The organism is Butyrivibrio sp. TB (assembly GCF_900110805.1).
GTDB classification, from domain to species: domain Bacteria; phylum Bacillota; class Clostridia; order Lachnospirales; family Lachnospiraceae; genus Butyrivibrio; species Butyrivibrio fibrisolvens_C.
On sequence record NZ_FOER01000015.1, the window covers coordinates 89,585 to 108,547 of the forward strand.

Annotated in this window: 18 protein-coding genes; 6 read left to right on the top strand and 12 right to left on the bottom strand. The window is 40.1% G+C overall.

Annotation, left to right across the window (positions count from 1 at the left end; genetic code table 11):
* Positions 1-247: 247 nt before the first annotated feature.
* From BMX21_RS11290 to BMX21_RS19385, 5 genes are all read right to left on the bottom strand, one after another.
* Positions 248-1,117: an ROK family protein gene (locus BMX21_RS11290; protein ID WP_092044365.1), complete on the bottom strand. Its 870-nt coding sequence runs from the start codon at positions 1,115-1,117 to the stop codon at positions 248-250.
* Between the two features lie 112 nt (positions 1,118-1,229).
* Entirely contained in the window at positions 1,230-2,681 is a 1,452-nt protein-coding gene (locus tag BMX21_RS11295) for a hypothetical protein (RefSeq protein WP_092044368.1), read from the bottom strand.
* Between the two features lie 201 nt (positions 2,682-2,882).
* On the bottom strand, positions 2,883-4,118 hold the full coding sequence (locus BMX21_RS11300) for a nucleoside hydrolase (protein ID WP_022755773.1): 1,236 nt from the start codon (positions 4,116-4,118) through the stop codon (positions 2,883-2,885).
* 179 nt (positions 4,119-4,297) lie between these two features.
* A complete protein-coding gene (locus tag BMX21_RS11305) occupies positions 4,298-5,836 on the bottom strand; it encodes a serine hydrolase domain-containing protein (RefSeq protein ID WP_177174016.1) in 1,539 nt (512 codons plus the stop codon).
* 109 nt (positions 5,837-5,945) lie between these two features.
* A complete protein-coding gene (locus tag BMX21_RS19385) occupies positions 5,946-6,143 on the bottom strand; it encodes a hypothetical protein (protein ID WP_022755775.1) in 198 nt (65 codons plus the stop codon).
* A 205-nt stretch (positions 6,144-6,348) separates the two neighbouring features.
* Between BMX21_RS19385 and BMX21_RS11310 the strand changes: the two genes are divergently transcribed.
* Both BMX21_RS11310 and trmL read left to right on the top strand, forming a co-directional pair.
* Positions 6,349-7,698: an MATE family efflux transporter gene (locus BMX21_RS11310; RefSeq protein WP_092044374.1), complete on the top strand. Its 1,350-nt coding sequence runs from the start codon at positions 6,349-6,351 to the stop codon at positions 7,696-7,698.
* A gap of 190 nt (positions 7,699-7,888) precedes the next feature.
* Positions 7,889-8,380 (top strand): tRNA (uridine(34)/cytosine(34)/5-carboxymethylaminomethyluridine(34)-2'-O)-methyltransferase TrmL, encoded by a 492-nt coding sequence (gene trmL / locus BMX21_RS11315; RefSeq protein ID WP_092044377.1) that lies wholly within the window; start codon positions 7,889-7,891, stop codon positions 8,378-8,380.
* Positions 8,381-9,163: 783 nt separating this feature from the next.
* Here trmL and BMX21_RS11325 read toward each other — a convergent pair.
* Positions 9,164-10,351 carry an ATP-binding protein gene (locus BMX21_RS11325; protein WP_092044382.1) on the bottom strand — a complete coding sequence of 396 codons (1,188 nt, stop codon included), beginning with the start codon at positions 10,349-10,351 and terminating at the stop codon, positions 9,164-9,166.
* Positions 10,352-10,650: 299 nt separating this feature from the next.
* Between BMX21_RS11325 and BMX21_RS11330 the strand changes: the two genes are divergently transcribed.
* The 4 genes from BMX21_RS11330 (at position 10,651) to BMX21_RS11345 (ending at position 13,038) form a co-directional block, all read left to right on the top strand.
* On the top strand, positions 10,651-10,902 hold the full coding sequence (locus BMX21_RS11330; RefSeq protein ID WP_092044386.1) for a type II toxin-antitoxin system Phd/YefM family antitoxin: 252 nt from the start codon (positions 10,651-10,653) through the stop codon (positions 10,900-10,902).
* On the top strand, positions 10,902-11,159 hold the full coding sequence (locus BMX21_RS11335; RefSeq protein WP_092044388.1) for a Txe/YoeB family addiction module toxin: 258 nt from the start codon (positions 10,902-10,904) through the stop codon (positions 11,157-11,159). Before BMX21_RS11330 ends, BMX21_RS11335 begins: the two co-directional genes overlap by 1 nt.
* Before the next feature lie 249 nt (positions 11,160-11,408).
* On the top strand, positions 11,409-12,206 hold the full coding sequence (locus tag BMX21_RS11340; RefSeq protein WP_092044391.1) for a hypothetical protein: 798 nt from the start codon (positions 11,409-11,411) through the stop codon (positions 12,204-12,206).
* 145 nt (positions 12,207-12,351) lie between these two features.
* Positions 12,352-13,038, top strand: coding sequence for a hypothetical protein (locus tag BMX21_RS11345; RefSeq protein WP_092044394.1), 687 nt, complete (start codon positions 12,352-12,354; stop codon positions 13,036-13,038).
* A 44-nt stretch (positions 13,039-13,082) separates the two neighbouring features.
* Here the strand turns inward: BMX21_RS11345 and BMX21_RS11350 are convergent, their stop codons facing one another.
* From BMX21_RS11350 to BMX21_RS11375, 6 genes are all read right to left on the bottom strand, one after another.
* Positions 13,083-13,967, bottom strand: a complete 885-nt coding sequence (locus tag BMX21_RS11350) for a 3'-5' exonuclease (RefSeq protein ID WP_092044397.1) — start codon at positions 13,965-13,967, stop codon at positions 13,083-13,085.
* A 539-nt stretch (positions 13,968-14,506) separates the two neighbouring features.
* Entirely contained in the window at positions 14,507-15,178 is a 672-nt protein-coding gene (locus BMX21_RS11355) for a cell wall hydrolase (protein WP_080655952.1), read from the bottom strand.
* A 396-nt stretch (positions 15,179-15,574) separates the two neighbouring features.
* Positions 15,575-15,964 carry an aspartate 1-decarboxylase gene (gene panD / locus BMX21_RS11360; RefSeq protein WP_092044399.1) on the bottom strand — a complete coding sequence of 130 codons (390 nt, stop codon included), beginning with the start codon at positions 15,962-15,964 and terminating at the stop codon, positions 15,575-15,577.
* Positions 15,965-16,103: 139 nt separating this feature from the next.
* Positions 16,104-16,946, bottom strand: a complete 843-nt coding sequence (panC, locus tag BMX21_RS11365) for a pantoate--beta-alanine ligase (protein WP_092044402.1) — start codon at positions 16,944-16,946, stop codon at positions 16,104-16,106.
* Between the two features lie 43 nt (positions 16,947-16,989).
* Positions 16,990-17,868, bottom strand: coding sequence for a 3-methyl-2-oxobutanoate hydroxymethyltransferase (gene panB / locus BMX21_RS11370; RefSeq protein ID WP_092044405.1), 879 nt, complete (start codon positions 17,866-17,868; stop codon positions 16,990-16,992).
* Positions 17,869-17,919: 51 nt separating this feature from the next.
* Positions 17,920-18,771: a Rossmann-like and DUF2520 domain-containing protein gene (locus tag BMX21_RS11375; protein WP_092044407.1), complete on the bottom strand. Its 852-nt coding sequence runs from the start codon at positions 18,769-18,771 to the stop codon at positions 17,920-17,922.
* Positions 18,772-18,963: the final 192 nt, after the last annotated feature.

Below are 18,963 nucleotides of genomic sequence, written 5' to 3' on the forward strand. Positions count from 1 at the left end.
GTTTATAATGCATTTTCATATCTTTTGAAGATGTTATAAAATTCAGGAGCATGAGAGATGGATTTTTATATTCTTCTTAGGGTCTGCATGTCTGAGCGAAGCGAGTTTCAGACCCTAGAATATAAAAATCCAGATATCATGCCCTGAATTATAACACCTTCAAGATATGAAAATGCATTATAAACTATCCGCATCGGCGCTGCCTCAAAGGGTGGCGTATGTTTGGCAAGTGCGAAGTTTCAATAAATTAGATATCTGCGTTCATTGCAAGCTTTATGGATCCCATTATTCCCTGGTCATCGTTTAGGCTGGCAGGAACTATATAGTTATCTATGTCTTTAAGTTCTTTGGTTACAATATATCCGTTTAGCTGCTCCAGGACCTTTTTTCTTATAAGTGGAAAGAGCTGCTCCTGATGCATTACTCCTCCGCCAAGGATGATGATCTGAGGGCTAAGTGTCAGGATATATGTGCACAGAGCCTGAGCTATATATGTACTTTCAAGGTCCCAGACTTTATCATCATCTGCAAGTTCTACAGCTTTTTTGCCCCATCTGTCTTCAATAGCAGGACCTGCTGCCATTCCTTCAAAACAGGTTCCGTGGTATGGGCACTTGCCTTTATATGTATCTCCATCTGCTACTGCCATTTTGATATGTCCTAGTTCAGGATGGAGCATGCCGTGCAGGAGCTTGCCACCTGCCATAACTCCGCCACCGACACCTGTTCCTATAGTAAGATACAGAGCATCTGTAAGGCCTTTGGCACATCCCCAGGTTATCTCTCCAAGGAGTGATCCGTTAACATCTGTATCAAAACCTATCGGTACACCCAGCTCTTTTTTGAAAGCGCCGACTATGTCATAGTTCTTCCAGGCAAGCTTGGGCGTAGATGTTATATAACCATAGGTCTTAGAATCCCTGTTAAGATCAATAGGCCCAAAGCATGCTATTCCGAGAGCTTTGATATCCTTGCCTTTAAAATAATCGATCATTATAGGCATAGTCTCTTCGGGAGTCTTGGTAGGAATCTGCATCCTGTCAAGTATCCTGCCGTTCTCATCGCCTATAACGCATATCATCTTAGTTCCGCCCGCTTCAATACCACCATAAATCATACTTCTCTTCTCCTATATAGTTTTTTCAGGATCAGACCCAAAACTGATCCTGTCAATTATTATACCAAGCAACTTTTTGGCAAGTCATCTTTTTTATTTATGATTCTCATCATTAGTCATCCTTGGTAACATCAAGTCCGAAATATCCGCATATCCTGGCAAGCCTTGTTCCTGACGTACTGGACACCATGATTATATTACCACCTGTATCATATGCTATCACTATAAATCTTGAATTCATCTTGAATACGCATGGGTTAGGGCCTTGTATTCCATAAGCTTTAAGCATCTCTTCAAATGTCGCCTGAACATATCTGGAATCCACATATGCATGGCTCATAGTCGTCCCGTCCATGAAATCTCCACCCACTATATTGCCATCATCAAGAGTTTCGGAGATATCATCGATTATTCCAAAATAGGATGCTACTGCTCTGTATTTTTCAAGGGACAGATCTACCACGCCTTCTGCAGGGACTGCCGGTTCTTCTCCATAGGTTATCTCATCATAAGCATCAGAATCTGCCTGATATACAAGTCCAAACCTTGCACAGATCCTGCTGCACTCATCTGCATCATCTGTATATATTATAAGTATTGCGTCATCATCATGCATTGCTGCATAGTACCTTGCATATCCTTCATCATTTGGAACGCGCATTACTACCGGATTTGGAACCTTGTCATATCCTGTTGATGAAAGCTCATCCCTGTAACGATCATCTGTTTGCGAAAGATCATACATGATCGTAAGACTTATCTGAGTTGCACTTCCTGCCTTGGTATATAGGATTGTCTTATAATCATCAGTCTCTTCTTTAGATGTACTAGTATATCCAAACTCTTCCAGCACACTTGTAACGCCGTCCAATGTCAAGAGACTTTCATCTATGTTGGCATTATCTAAAGGGGATGTTCCAATGCCGGATGCATCTGTTAATACCCCATCACCACTTGCAGCAGAGCTTCCATCATAAGCTTTCTGACCTTCTTCAATATTGGCTTTGGTTCCTGCATAGTTCTGCATATAATTGGCAAGTTCATTGATTCTCTTGGAGTGGTCAAAAGGCGCTGAGATCTCCTTGACCACAATGCTTATCTGGTCAAATTCTGTCATGTCTACTGTTGACGCAGCATCTAATATGGCATAGATGTCTGTACCTGCCAGGTATCTAACCTGCCTATAGTATGAAGTCGTACCATCAAACCCGCTATAATCAAGCTTTCCATTTCCTGATGCATCAAATAAAAAAGAAACTCCGGTCACATAACCCTTTCTGGTCCAGGTCATCATATCAGCTTCAAGAGCGCTAAAATCTGCATCTGTATAGAAAGATAACAATATATTTTTTCCATCTTCTTTATGCTTTATAGTATATATGCCATTATCATCCGGTTCACTTTTTATAGTATAGTTGTCACCGCAGTCTATTTGAATAATATTGTCAGCAAATATAACCTCTATAGATGAGTTTCTAAATGCTTTGCAAGACATTAGTCCCAAAACCATAGAGGCTACCAGGACTGCCACTATAAAGTTATACTTAGAATGAAAGTTGTTCATATTATTCCTTCATGACGAGCACTTGTGCGAGTCTGGCAATATGAATATCAGATTTGGATTTGCCATAATGGCTATTTGGGCTCGTATCAAATAGCCGTGTGAAAAATTGTTATATCGATACAATTTTTCACACTAAACCTCATACTACGAATGCCAAACATATTTCAAGTACAGTGATGTACTTGAAACGTTCGCAACGTTTTATTGATGCCTTCTAAGATAATCCGCTTCAATAAATGAATCAAAAAGATTAGTATAAGTCGCTGATCCGTACAGTACATATTTATCTTTTGTATAGGTAGCTTCCAGCATATATACTCCGGTAACTGTATCACTCCTGGTCTGAGTGATGACACCTCCGTTACTTAGATTGATCTTAAAATCGCAAGGGATAGCTTCGAAGTATCCTCCATAACCTGTATCCTGCGTCACCGCACAGTATACCGCTGTTCCATCGCAGTTGCCGTAGTTCTGGCCATCTTCAAGACCGAACTGTGCATATGCCTTGGACAAGATATCACTGTTGGCTGTATCCATCTTAGTAAGATGACCTCCGCATCTTATAGCACCAAGGACATCCATTGTGAAATACAATGGTACAGGGCTATTCTTAACAACATAATCAGTGGCTCCAACCCTGGTCTCATCATAGGAGAGGTTATAACAAAGTCCCTGATACTCTCCTCCTGTTATATAGATAGCATCAACCTTGTCTTTGACAAGTTCATAGCCTTGGGGATCTTTGAGAAGCTCACGTATATTAGTTAGAAATCCGGTAGTCACTATCCTTATCTTACCGTCATGGGCGGATAGGACTTCTTTGTACATAGTTACGGCATTGTCGTATACGGGATGACTTGTAGTCTTGTACTGCCACAAAACTCCCCAGTAATCTCCGTTTCCACCGTATTCATAGCTTACAGACGCCTTGGCTATAGGTACGTCTGTAAGTCCTGCATAGTCAAAAAGGCCTTCTGCTGCCTTGATATTATTGCCTGAAGGATTCCTGGAGCAGTATGCAAAGCCCAGGATATCGCACAGTCCCTGATACTCAAGTTCCTGTGCTATGCGAACTGCTGTGACATCATCTACGTCTGTGGACATATCAGCATCAATGATTATACCTACAGGGCCGGATGCCTGCTGCTGATCCTTAAGATCATCCTGAATATTCTCTACGCTTTCTTTAGCCTCATCCCTTGCCTTGTCATCTTCCTCCTTGGCCTTCTCTATAGCTTCCTGCTTCTGTTCATCTGTCATGCCGCTGTAATCTTCTTCAGGACCAACTTCCTGTCTTGCTTCATTTAAGGCATCAATAAATATATCCCTGTAATCAGTCAAGGTATCAGAGGGCTGCCTTGCCGCAAGTACAGGAAGCGCTATAGAATTAACTATTAAGATGCATGTACACAGAACAGCAAGAGAAGACTTTTTCATGAGGCAAAACCTCTCCCATTTACTGCCTATTGATATCTATGTCCCCCGCATGATAGTAAATTTGCAAATAAAAAAGTCATAACAGATATGTGCGTTATACCGTTCATATCTATTATGACATATTTACAATAACATCGCGAGAAATAATAAATTACAAATGTTTTAGCTACGCTAATATTCTAAATACTATCTGCCACACCTTCGATAAATCCCGTAAAGTCTTCAAACCTTGCTTCTACTATCTTCCTCATCTGAACTGTGAGATTATCAGCAGAAATATTCATGTTGATATGGATAGATCCAACATCTTCTCCTATAAGGCTCAGTTCTATATATAAAGTATCACTTGCCGTCCATCTGGATTTGGATATAAAAGGAACTTCCCTGCTGGTGGCGCTTAGAGGCTGCCCTGTGGCAGGATCCACAAGAGGAAGACTTCCTTCGCATTCTTTAGTCAGATTAAAAGGAATAATGTAATCTATGACGCCGCTACCCGATCTTTGCTTTATGGACAGGCAGCCACTATCACCATAACTTATATGAAAAGACTCAAACCTTGCCTTATCACCTGATTCTTTAGAACCATTAGTCAGTGGCTCATTAAGTATTCTATAAGTATAGTCAAAACATGGGCTATAATTCTTTAATAAAGTGCACTCCTCTATATCTTTTTCATACTTGGAAAAAGAAGGAGCATATTCCAAAAGGCTATCGTGAATGATATCAAGTAGAGGCTGGGTGCCGCCCTTAATATTCTGAAGATCAGCAGTTGTCACGATCACAAGATCATACTGGGGATAGAACAGGACATACTGACCACCCATTCCGTACATACAAAAGCCGCCCCTGATCCGCCAGAACTGATATCCATATCCCTGCCGCTCCTCAGTCACCTGGCCGGTCTGGATATTAGGGACTTTAAAGCTCACAGCTTCTTTAATATAATCTCCAAAGCTTGTTACCTCTGTGCAATGATCACCTTTACAAAATGCCAAGAAAGCGCCCTCTGACAGGCTCTCCCCGTTTTGACTATCACACAGCTTATCACCTTTCAAAAGCTCATCCATTACGAATCTTCCAGCTTTAAGAAGATCCTCAGGATAGCACATAAGCCCTGCTCCGCCTATCTCGTCTCCGAAAGGGTCAGTGATAATATATGCATCTTTGGAAAAAATATATTCCGAAGGAATCTTAGTCCTAAGATAATCAAGCACTCCCATACCGGATAACTTCTTAACAAGAGCCGCAAGAGTATGTGACGATGACGTATCATAATTGAACACCTTGCCGCTTCTATGAGAAGGCTGTGTGACAAAAAAACTCTCGACCCAGTTAGTATTTACATGGAACTTGTAGGTCGTAGACGTATGACAGGTCTCCATACGAAGCATATCCCTGATCGTCATATCAGAAAGATATGGATGGAATCCCCCTTTAGGCTCATATTCCGGAAAAAAAGTCACGATCTTATCTTCTAAAGATAACTTCCCCTCTTCTATAAGAAAGCCTATAGCAAGAGATACAAAAGACTTAGTGACCGAGAACATCCTATGCATCCTTGAAGCGCTATATGGATAAACATATTCTTCAAATATCCTGCATCCTCCCTGATCTGCCAAAAGACTGTGAATACTCCCGCTTCCGCCATTTAATAGCCCTGCCTTTTGTAATCTGTCCCAGATCTTATTAATGCATTCTAAAGCGTTAAATTCATTCATAATGCCATGTTTTAACCTCATGTCGCGAGAAAAGAAAGTGACTAATGCTTCAAATTGGTGGCGCTCGCGACACCAATTTGGGTTTGAAAGTAGAACACTTTCAAACTTTTTACACTCCCAGATAATGATAGATGATATATCCGGCCAAAAGCCATGACACAAGTGCAAGAAGTGCACCGGATACTTTAATAGGCTTTGTGCTCTTAGCATTGCCCTTAGAATCTTTTGCAACGCTGTTTCTTACAAAAGCCTGCGCAAGGCCGTACATACCGATGATCAAAAGAACAATAACTTCTATGTAATACATTTCCCCATCCCCTTTTTATGCTGTTTATTTGGAGTTTTTTATAACTATACCACCTCAAACACTCAATTGCACTTGCTTTTTATGCATTTTAGCAAACTTACCACTTGATCAGTGCCATGTCAGTGGAAATCTCACCAAGTGGTAAGTTTGACGCATTCTATATCCCACAATGTAATTGTGCTATACTTGTTTTAGGAGGATTATCATGGCTAGATCTAAAAATATCGATATGACCAAGGGACCGATCCTTAAGGAACTGGTCCTTTTTGCTTTGCCGCTACTACTTGGCAATGCTTTTCAGCAGCTTTATAACACAGTTGACAGTGTTATAGTCGGACAGTTTGTAGGTCCCGAATCACTTGCAGCAGTTACCAGTACCGCTGTTATCATCAATACACTTGTAGGTCTTTTTGTAGGCTTTTCTACAGGATCTTCAGTAATAATATCCCAGTTCTTCGGAGCCCAGAAAGGTGATATGCTCAGAAAGTCTATTCATACTGCGCTATCTGCAACATTCATCATGAGTATCATCTTTATGATCCTGGGATATTTTATAACACCGCCCCTTATCGTTCTCATGAAGACCGACGTGACGGTTATAGAACCAGCTACAACCTACCTTAGGATTTACTTTTTGGGTATCCTTGGACTTATGTTCTACAACATGACTTCAGCTATACTTCGTGCTATCGGAGATTCTGTAAGACCGCTCATGTTCCTGATACTTACAAGTATCCTTAATATAATTCTGGACCTTGTATTTGTAATCAATTTTGAAATGGGAGTTGCAGGAGTTGCCTATGCCACTATCATCGCACAGTTTGTATCTGCATTCATGGGTATGTTCGTACTGATAAGGTCCAAAGAAAGCTACAGTGTATCCCTTAAAGAGATGCATATAGATACTTCTATACTTAAGAGGATATTTGCAGTAGGTCTTCCCGCAGGACTACAGATGGCTATAATCAGTTTCTCCAATATCTTCGTCCAGAGCTATATCAACAGCTTCGGAGCCGCATCAACAGCAGGCTGGGGAAGTTATGGAAGGATAGATGCTTTCGTAATGCTCCCTCTTCAGAGTATAGCCCTTGCCAATACAACATTTACCGGACAGAATGCAGGCGCTAAAAACCCTGATCGCATCAAACAGGGCATAAGAGTATCACTCCTTCTTGCAATAATCGTGACAATAGTCATCTGCGCCGCAGAATACGCAGGAGCTCCGTATATCATTAGATTTTTTACCAAGGATGAAGCTGTTATGAAATACGGCATCATCTTTATAAGATGTAACTGCATGTTCGATTTCTTCTGCTGCTTCAATCAGATCCATGCAGGAGTCCTAAGAGGTATCGGAGATGCTACAGCTCCCATGTTCATCATGATATTCAGCTTTGTAGTATTCAGACAGATATACCTTTTTGTGATCACCAGGATTACACCATCCATATATCCTGTAAGCCTCTCGTTCCCTGTAGGATGGATGATGTGCAGTATCCTTATGATGATATATTTCAGACTCAGTCATTGGGAAAAGAAGATTCACACCATCTGACATCCTTGATGGCAAGAGCTTTTTTGTATAAAAACAATTAACTTGCAATAACCGTAATCAGTTATAATAGATAGCGAATAGTATAGTAAGCGTCTTAAGAAAATGCACTTTGCCAGCCATCAAATGACCTATATGCCGGCATAAGGCATTTTCCAAAGTTGTTCACTACAATAATCAAAAGGAAATTGAAATGAATATAGTATTATACGAACCGGAAATCCCCTATAACACAGGCAACATAGGAAGAACCTGCGTTGCAACCAACACTAAACTCCATCTTATAAAGCCTCTTGGCTTTAGCCTTGACCAAAAAGAGATAAAGCGTGCCGGCCTTGATTACTGGCCAAAACTTGACTACGAAGTATATGAAAACTTCGAAGACTTTATGAAAAGAAATAATAATCCAAAAGTATGGATGGCCACAACCAAGGCTCATAAGGTCTACACTGACGTATCTTATAAAAACGATGACTATATAATGTTCGGACCTGAAAGCAGAGGCATCCCGGAAGAAATCCTTGTCGATCATGAAGATGAATGTGTCCGTATCCCCATGTTTGAAGATACAAGATCCATCAATCTATGCAACAGTGTCGCCATCGTATTATATGAAGCATTAAGACAGAACAATTTCGAAGGACTATCCCTTGCAGGAGAACTACACAACCTTCATTGGAAATAATATGCTCCCACGGGTATGCCGTGGGATTTTTTCTTATTCGAATTTGCATGGATTTATAAGATTCAAAACAGCGAAAAGAACAGGAGCTCGACTCCTGTTCTTTTTATTAAATCAACACATACCCAAAAATATAAGATCTCCGCAGAGAAACATAAAAGTCCTATAAAGAAGAAAAAATGCAATACAGGACTTCTATAACGCAAAAAACATGTTATAAAAGTCCTATAAGCAAAAAAAATCGACAAATAAGACTTCTATAATATAATTAAATTTTCAAGAAATTATGGTTACACAAGACGCGAAATTAGTGAAAAATTCAAGGATATTTCAGGAACGGACTTAACCAAGATTCTGCTCGCGCTAGAAGAAAGTGATTTTGTTATTAAATATATTCCTTTTGGTCAGGGAAAAAGACGATAACTCTGAAGGAGCGCAGATAGATCTTATAATCAGCCGTGCGGACAATGTTCTAAATCTCTGTGAACTCAAATTTTACAGTGGAGAGTTTTTGGTTGATGCAAAGTATGAAGAAAAAATGCGAACAAGGAACAGACTGATATCAGAACGGGTATCAAGGAAAAAAGTGGTGCGAAATACCTTGATAACGACATATGGGTTGACCAGAAACGGGTACAGCAATATTTTCACAAATGTCATAACACTGGACGATTTATTTGAATGATGTCAAAAACATATAAGGATCAAAACAGCGAAAAGGACAGGAGTTGCCGCTCCTGTCCTTTTCTATGCCGTAAGTCAGGCAATTGTGCAATTCCTGATTGCCTACTTTTCAAGGTTTTCCATTAGGAGGAAATCTTTTAATTTTATATGTTTTACGTTACTGGTAGAGTAGTCAATATCATCATTAGTGATCAATATTTTAGTATCTACCTGATTAAGACCGTTAAAAGGAGACATTTCACGCTGATATGCCTTATCTTCGGCAACACTGTATGCTACCTGAATAAAGTATCTGTAGTTTCCGTTTTCAGCAAGAAAATCAATCTCCTTGCCGTTATTGTCATAGGCACTTACCTTATATCCCATATATATAAGTTCGTTATATACGATATTTTCAAGGTTATGTGTTAGGTCGTATCTGTTATTAACACATCTTATTGAATTAAGAGCCACGTCGCAGTTATACAGTTTGTGACTGTTTTCTAAAACCTTCTTTGCCTTTTTTGAATACCGGTCAGCCTGATCAATTATATATGCTTCACTAAGGTAATATATCCATTTCTGAACTGTATTGCTGCTACACTTATTGTTATTACCCTTCATATAGTCGGCTATGGCTTTAGCGGAGTATATCCTTGAATTTGATATTAAAACAAAACTGGCTACCTTGCGGAATTCGCCTGATTTTTGAATGTTATATCTGTTTATGATGTCATTTTCAACGATAGTTCTATCAAGGTCGCTTAAGTATATCCTAAGTTCCTCTTCTCCTTGAAATTCAAGTCTTTTTGGAAAGCCGCCCCATATAAGATAGTCTGATATGGGAATTTCCCTTCCTAGTTCTTTTGCATATTCAAGAATTTCTTTATAAATGAATGGGCGTATTCTAAATGAAACATATCTTCCAGATAGCTCATTTGTAAATTCTTTAGAAAGAAGTTTTGAATTTGACCCAGTAATAAATACAGAGCAATCGCGAAGCCTTAACGTTTTGCAGGCATTTTGCCAGTCGTCTATTTCCTGCACTTCATCAAGAAATACGTAGCAGAAGCCATTTTTTCTATTATTCTCAACATATGCAACAATATCTTTCCATTCCTGAATCTGCTCTGTAACGATGCGGTCTTCAAAATTCAGAAAGATAACGTTATCGGATTTATCTGCGATCTCAGATTTAATCTGTTTCAGTATTTCAGATTTACCGCATCTCCTGACACCGGTAATTATTTTAATAAGATCGCTATCATAGAAGCTTCTGATTGGGGCGATATATTTTTCACGTTTAATCATGGCGCACTCCTTAACTCTGATTTACACTGAGAATTTTACCACAAAACGGAAAAATTCTCAATGACATTTAGATAATTACCCGAACGAGGAAAATTTCTCAATATAATAAGTAGCTATACTTGCCAGAAAACAAAAGCCAATGTCTTTAACGGATCTGGCGAGAGCTATGAATATAAGGGAATTACAGCAAAACAAGGTAGTGATCTTATCCCTTGCTTAATATATAGCAGCCGTTCCCGATCTAATTGACAAAATGTACAGAAAACTGTACAATGAAAACACAAGGAAGGAGTGATTGTATGGTCGCTGCGAATTATACAACAGTAAGAAACAATCTAAAAGAATTTTGTGACAGGGCAACCGACAATGATGAAGTTGTTGTTGTTACAAGAAAAGATGAAAAGAATATTGTGATCATGAGCCTGGACAGACTTAATCAGCTTGAGAAGGATCTTCATAATGCTATGTATCTTGCCAAGCTGGAAAAGGGATTTGCCCAGATTGAAGCAGGCAAGGGAACTCCTCATGAACTCATAGAGGTGAACGACTGATGGAAAAAGTCTGGTCAGACATTATGTGGGAAGAGTATCTGTATTGGCTTAGGGAAGATAAGAAAACACTCGGGAAGATAAATGACCTGATCAAATCAATCGAAAGAGAGGGCCCGATGGAAGGAATAGGAAAGCCCGAGCCACTAAGATATAGAGATGGATACAGCAGACGGATAGATAAGAAGAACCGTTTGGTATATGACGTAAAAGACGGGCAACTTTTTCTGATCTCATGCAAGGATCATTACGAAGATTAAGGCATTAAAGACCAAATAACCATGCAAACAAGCTGATGAAACGACAACGAGAGACATCGCATGTGCGATGTCTCTTTTTCATCGGAGCAAATCAGCTCCCCGCCTGCATTTACGTAAAAGTATCACAATATTATTTTTATGACCCTTTATAATTTGACTTATATTTATTTTTTGTTAAAATCATAATGTAAACAGAAGCAAATACAAAACTAAATGTTTTTATGATATTTCAAGGAGGAATATTTACAAATGAAAAGAAACGGACTTATTTTTAAAGCTGCCGCAGCAGCGCTTATCGTAGTTTTAGGAGCAGGCGCAGCTATATCTCTTCCAAGGATCGCCAGAGCTGAAACTGTTACAAGTACGTCGCAGGAAGTTGAGGCATTAAAGACAGCTTCTGTTAACTCAGCTGAGTTCAATGCATATTACTACTATATTACATACCCGGATCTTCAGGCAGCATTTGGAGCTAATGCAGATCTTCTGTATGTTCACTGGACAACTGTTGGTAAGGCGGAAGGACGTAAGGGTGTGGACCCTGCTACATCTGCAACAACAACACCTTCTGCTTCAGCTACAGCTTCAACTGGAACAGTGGCACTCGGAACACCTAAGTATCCTTATAAAGATGTAAACGGTATCAGATATATTTGGAAGGGTGGAGATCCTAATAAAAGATCTCTGGCTTCTGCGGATTATGTTTTTGACATCGCTGCAATGACAGCCATCGAGAATGATCCTATGCTTGCAACTTATGCTAATGAAGTCCGAAATAGAAATGATACAAATTCGACATATATAAAAAGTGGATATGCTTTAAAAAATGCTCAGAATCTTGGTATTTCAGAGAATTTATACATTGTCGTAAATGGGTATGATATTACTTATAATCAAGCATTGCCGTGCTTTATGTTTTATGACTATTATATGAATTGTCCAGCCGTTCAGCGTGCATATAAGCCTTATGAGGTAGGGGCAGTATATGCTCATTGGGTTGCCAATGGAAGCAAATCTACGAATGGTCTTAACGGAAACAGAGAGATGTAATCAGTTTATCTTCTTGATAGACATATAAAATACGGAAAGAACAGTCCAAATGGCTGTTCTTTTTTTATCATAAAAATGTTGATATTAAAAAATATATAGTATACAATTACATGTACGATATAAAGTGTATTATATAGGAGTTTTTATGATAAATATCGAAATTAAGAACATAAAGAGAAGAATTCCTGCGCTGTTTGCGGTTCTGATATTGATGATACAGGTCTTATCACCAATGACAGCATATGCAGATGTAGGTGATGATGGTTGGGACACAAATGCCCAAAGCGCCATATCGGATAATACCTATGCAGGAATAACAGATCCCCACAATAATGCCACGACGATAGCATCTGACGGTACGCTTGTAAACAGTAAGGATAACAAGCAGTCAAGCAGCTATAAAGACCATATAACCTATACGACCATAGGTGAAACTGTTACGGTATATAACAATGACGGCACTGTGGCGGGACAGTTCACGGTAGGATATGATACCAAGAACTATAAGTATACGGATTCTGATACAGGAGAAAAGAGAGTAGCGTCCATAAGTACGACTACTTATGATGTATGGTCAGCAGCTGCTAAAGCTGCCGGTCTTAGTGACGCAACTATTGCAGGGATACGTGCAGGAACTATCCTTACTAAAACAGATGACGTAGAAACAATCGTATACTATGACTCAAGCGGTGTTCCCCACTATGCAGCTACAATGGCAGGAGATAGCACTATAACCAGATGCTGCAGCATTGCTGAGGTCCTTGTCCGTTTTGCAAAAAAGGAAAAAGAAAAGATAAAAACAGCTCCAATAATACCTCTCCCGAAGTACTAAAAGAACTGTTTAAAGATAAATACACTTTTCTCGATATCTGATATTCACATAAGCTTCAAAAGCTCTGCCATGATCCCGCCGCACACAAGAGCATCAGACTCAGCTCTATGAGCATCCTTCTGACTTATATTAAAATGCTGAGCCATAGTAGGCTGCTTGTGATCACAAGTACCTGTTACATACTTCTTGCAAAGTGCAAGAGTATCAACAAATTTGATATTGGCATCAATCCCAAGCCTTTCAAATGTCGCAGACAAAAAGCGCATATCAAAGCTTGCATTATGCGCACATATAATAGTATCGCCCGTGATAGCATCACCCAAAAACTCTACAAATTCAGGATATACCACATCTTCCTTAGGTGAATCTGCCAGCATGTCATTGGTGATATTATTAACTCTCGTAGCACTAGCCGGAACCCTCTTACCAACATTAACAAGTGACCCAAAACTCTTAACTGCCTTGCCATCTTCAAAAATAACCGCTCCAAGCTCAATGATCCTGTCATTATATGCAGAAAAACCTGTAGTCTCAGTATCAAAAGCTATATAGCGCTTAGAAAGCTTATCCTTGATCTTCTCAACACTCTTTATCTGCATCGTACTAACACCACTTGCCATAACCGCATCTTTTCCTTTATCTGCTTTATCATTATCTCTATCAGTCCTATTTATAGTTGTCCTATTTACAGTTGTCTTCTTTACAATAGCCTTTTCTCTATCTGTCTTATTAGTTGTTGTCTTATTGACAGGGGTCTTTTCTATACCAGTTTTATCCGGAACTATTACCTTTTTATCTGACCTTTTAACCAAACTGTCCGCAACATGTTTTTCTCTAGCACCTTCAGTAATTTCTTTATATCCTTCTTTACTTTCCGCAATCTTATCAGCGATACTTCTTTTTCCAAACATTATCTCAAGTGCATCCATATCTGCCTCTCTACTAAATTCCTAAATCTTTACTTTAATAATACCCTATCAATAATCAGTCCATCAGCTCACCAAATGATTGTACCATACTTTTTGCTCCAAGCTTAACCTCCTGCCACAAGCAAAGCAAACGGCCAATTTGGTATAAAAATAAAACATTCTCATCCATATCCCGCAACAGGCGTGGTATCCTCCGAAGGCTTTGCAAGGTACTTGGGCCTCGGGCGTACAGAATATAGATCATTGCCACGCTTTTTAACTGTTTTATAAAATTCATGAGCATGATAGATGGAGAGTTTTATTCTGCCCGGGGTCCGCATGTCTGAGCGTCAGCGAGTTTCGGACCCCAGAATAAAACTCTCCAGATATCATGCCATGAATTTATAAAACAGTTAAAGCGTGGCAATGATCTATATTCTGTATGCCCGAGGCCCAAGTACTACTGCAAAGCCTTCGGAGGATACCACGCCGATAACCGCATCCCCCAATCAAAAACCCCGGCAAGTCAACTTGTGATCTGCCGGGGGTGATAATCCATATTAAATTGAATAGAATGCCTGGTTATCAACTACTGTGTAGAGAGTCTTACCATAGAAAGTCTGGCTTCCATCATTCCTCTTAAAAGAAAGAACATTGGCATTGTTAAGATATGAGTACTCTCCGCTTAAAACCTTAAGACAGAGATTGATCATATCAGTACTTGTCTCCTCAGCAGTCCTACTACTTGCCCATGAATAGGTTGAGAACTGATTCTTCTGAGACAGAACGCCCTTGATAGTATTAGGATATGCAGGAGACTTAACACGGTTCATAATAACCTCTGCTACTGCTACCTGTCCGTTAAATGATCCTCTGGCCTCTCTGTATACAACATTGGCCATAAGGACTATCTCTTCCATTGTGAATTCGTAATCATATCCGATAGGGTCTCCTGCTACAAGCGCTGCCTGCGCTGCTGCAAGATCCTGCGCTGCCTGCTGTGCAGCGGCATCTTCCGGAGCCTGATCCTGAGAGGATACATCACCGGCCTGTGCTTCTGCCTGAGAATTATCACTCTCTGAAGTATTTTCTGTTACATCTGTTACGTCAGTCGTCACATCTTGTGTTTCGTTTTCCTGTGCATGAACTACAATAGGCTCAGTAAAACTAAGCACCGCTGCGGCATATGCCATAGCAGTCGCCATGAACAATACTCTTTTTAAATTCTTCATAATATCGGCTGGATCAAATAGATAAGATAATCTTCAAGAATTGAAGATCAGTATAAGTCCCAATCACGGTCTTACAATCATCAGTCCCTCCCCGGACCTGATGCTTATAAAATAAAACAGCCTAACTTCTCCTTATAAATAAAAATTATAGTTTTGTTGCGTTTATTACAACAAATGTAATAATAACAGAAAACCTATCACAAAATCAATCACATTTAGAGGATTTTATGAATTATCTATAAGGAAAAAATTTTTAGGCATGTAAACTTTGGCACTTATTTTTGTAAAAAATCCTTGCAATTACACATTGTAGGCAGTTTATAAAGTTTTTTAGCGATATAATTGTCAAATCTGCTATTACGAAATGTAAGGGTCAAAAACACTTTTGACACCTTATTACATATCTTCCAGCCTGCCATGCTTTTCATATGTAGTTGTGCGAACTACCTTATTATCTCCATCAACGAAGACTACCTGAGGATGATGCTGTTTCATCTCTTCAGGACTCATCTGAGCATATGCCATTATTATGACTTTATCACCTACGCTGACACATCTTGCTGCAGCGCCGTTAAGACATATAACGCCTGAACCTCGCTCTCCGCAGATGGCATAGGTCATAAATCTCTGACCATTATCTACATCTACGATCTGAACCTGCTCATACTCGCAGATTCCTGCCTTATCCATAAGCTCTTCATCTATGGTGATAGAACCTATATAATCAAGAGCTGCCTGAGTTACAACTGCGCGGTGGATCTTGCCTTTAAGCATTGTAAGTAACATGAAAACCTCCAAAAACTAATATCATGATAGAGAAATGAATTAACTGATCTCCTGTCTTTGTCACCATAAGTAAATGAAAAGACAGGGATCAGTTCATAACCTATAATCTATATCTGCGGATATCTAAAACTTTACATTATCAAAAAAGAAAATTATCGATAAGCCTTGTCTTGCCAATATATACAGCCATTGCAAAAAGTGTTCCTTCTTTAACTTCAGTAGCAGGCTCAAGGGTATCAAAATCAGCTGCTGATACGTAGTCGATCTTGGCAAGAGGCTCTTTTTCTATAAGAGCTCTCTGAGCATCAAGGATCTTTGCAGCATCCTTTTCGCCATTTTCAGCCATCTCTTTTCCCAGATTGACTGCCTTAGAAAGAACAAGAGCTGCCTGTCTTTCATCATCACTTAAATATGTATTACGTGATGACTTGGCAAGACCATCATCTTCACGAATGATAGGACATCCTACGATCTCTATGCCATAAGACATATCTCTTACCATCTTTTTGATAATAGACAGCTGCTGTGCATCTTTCATTCCAAAGAAAGCCTTATCAGGAGTTGCTATATTAAAAAGCTTGGATACTACTGTACATACTCCTCTAAAGTGTATAGGACGAGTCTGACCGCACAGGCGCTTTGGCATATCATTGAGTATCTCTACATAAGTAGCTGCATCCTCGCCATACATCTCTTCTACTGAAGGGTGAAATACAAGACTTGCGCCGTGCTCTTCAAGGAGCCTGCAGTCTCTTTCAAAATCCCTTGGATATGTAGAAAGATCTTCTGTCGGGCCAAACTGTGTAGGATTGACAAAGTCAGATACGATGACTCTGTCGCACTGTGATACTGCCTTATCTACAAGGCTTGCATGTCCTTCATGAAGATATCCCATTGTAGGAACAAGTCCTATTGTGAGACCTTCTTTTCTCCAGGCTCTGACCTGGTCTCTTACTTCTTTGATTGTTTCTGCTTTGATCATACTTCCTCCAATTACCTGTATATCCTCATAGTTTAGTATTAGATTATGAAATCCTCTTTATATAGCCTTCTTCACTGTACTTGGCATCAAGGCTCTGCAAGAACTCATCTGAGCAGTCGCTCTTGGCATATGTCTGCTCGGGAGTAGGGAATGAGCCGTCCTGAACTGCTGCCTTGTAGTCAGCAAAGGCTTCCTTCATCTGCTGGCCGATCTCTGCAAAGTGCTTCACGAACTTAGGTGATACTCCGCTTGACATGCCCAGCATATCCTGATATACAAGAACCTGAGCATCACAGCAGCTACTTGCACCGATGCCGATCGTGATGATATCAAGCTTCTTGCTGATAAGTGCTGCAAGCTTAGGTGGTACACACTCAAGAGTTACTGCAAAAGCACCTGCTTCCTGAACTGCAAGAGCATCCTGAAGTACACGCTCTGCATTAACTTCGCCCTTGCCCTGAACCTTGAATCCGCCAAAAGCATTAACTGACTGAGGTGTCATTCCTATATGAGCTACAACAGGGATACCTGCATCTGTTATAGCCTTGATCTGAGGAGCCATAAGAGCGCCGCCTTCAAGCTTAACAGCACCTGCGCCCGGTGCTTCCTTCATGATCCTGCCTGCAGACTCAAGTGCCTGTGCGGGAGATATCTGATAGCTCATAAATGGCATATCTATAACTACGAATGTATTCTGACAAGCTCTGGCAACGCTTCTTCCATACACGATCATCTCATCAAGTGTTACAGGGAGAGTATCGTTATATCCCTGCATTGTCATACCGAGGCTGTCTCCAACAAGTATCATGTCGATACCTGCTTCGTCCATAAGCCTTGCTGTCGTGTAATCGTAGCATGTAAGCTGTGCGATCTTCTTTCCTTCTTCCTTCATCTTACGAAGTGTAGCTACTGTCTGTTTCATTTCCTTTTCCCCTTTCGTCAGTCCATTGATATTACAATATGAAACCTTCTGTCATTTCATATCCTCTAACAGCTGACATATATGTGTGTATTGGTTTTCGGGATGTTTCTCTTTAGCAAGATCTGTAAGAACAAGAGATAGATTCGTGTAAACATTTCTTTCGATCTGATCTGTCAAAAGACTCAAATGCTTTTTGACAGTGCTGCTGTCACCTCTCTCGACAGGACCTGAAAGTGCAATTGCAGGGCCTTTTTGCAATATATTCTCAAGATTAGCTCTTGCAAGTGGCCCTATTGCAGCCATAGCTTCTGCATCACTAAAGCCGGCCTCGTTCAGATGTCTCTTGGACATCTCATAAAGTCCGCATACAAGATTTGAAGCGATAGAGCATGCCAGATGATAGCCAGCCTTCATGCTTTCATCCAAAAGCTTTGTCTTAAGTCCGATGTTCTCAAGAAAGTCTACCCACTCGCCTACACCTTCTCTTTTCTCAAGACAAAAAAATACACCCGTAAGTTCCTTATAAGCACTGTATTTGCTACTAAAAGGAAATAACGGATGTATTGCAAATCCTGCTGCGCCGCGGCTCTTAATCCCGGGGAACGCCTCCCCTACAGTCATGGCTCCGCTGCAATGTATTATCTGTTTACCCGATATAGAAAAAGAACTGATTTCTTCATACACAGAAGAAATCTCACCGTCCGGAACAGTTAAGAATATCGCGTCACTCTCTGCTATAAGCTCATCTTGAGTGTCGTAACATTTTGTATTTGTAAATTCTGCTGCTTCAATGGCTGATTCTTGATGCCTACTATAATAGCCGGTCACCTGAACGCCGTGCTCTGAGAAGTATTTTCCCAGATTAAAACCAACTTTACCTGCTCCTATAAATCCAATCTTCATCGCATATCTCCTTATCTAAAAACGGAGGACGCGACTTCATTCCGGACTTTCATTCTCTTGTCGGTACAGTTCCCACTAATGTGGAATACCATCCGCTGGTGCGTGTGCACCATATAGAAATGTAACACTGTAGCCTGCAAAAGTAAATAGGGATGGAGGAAGTGTGGTGGGCCGAGGGCGGGGGCCGGGAGG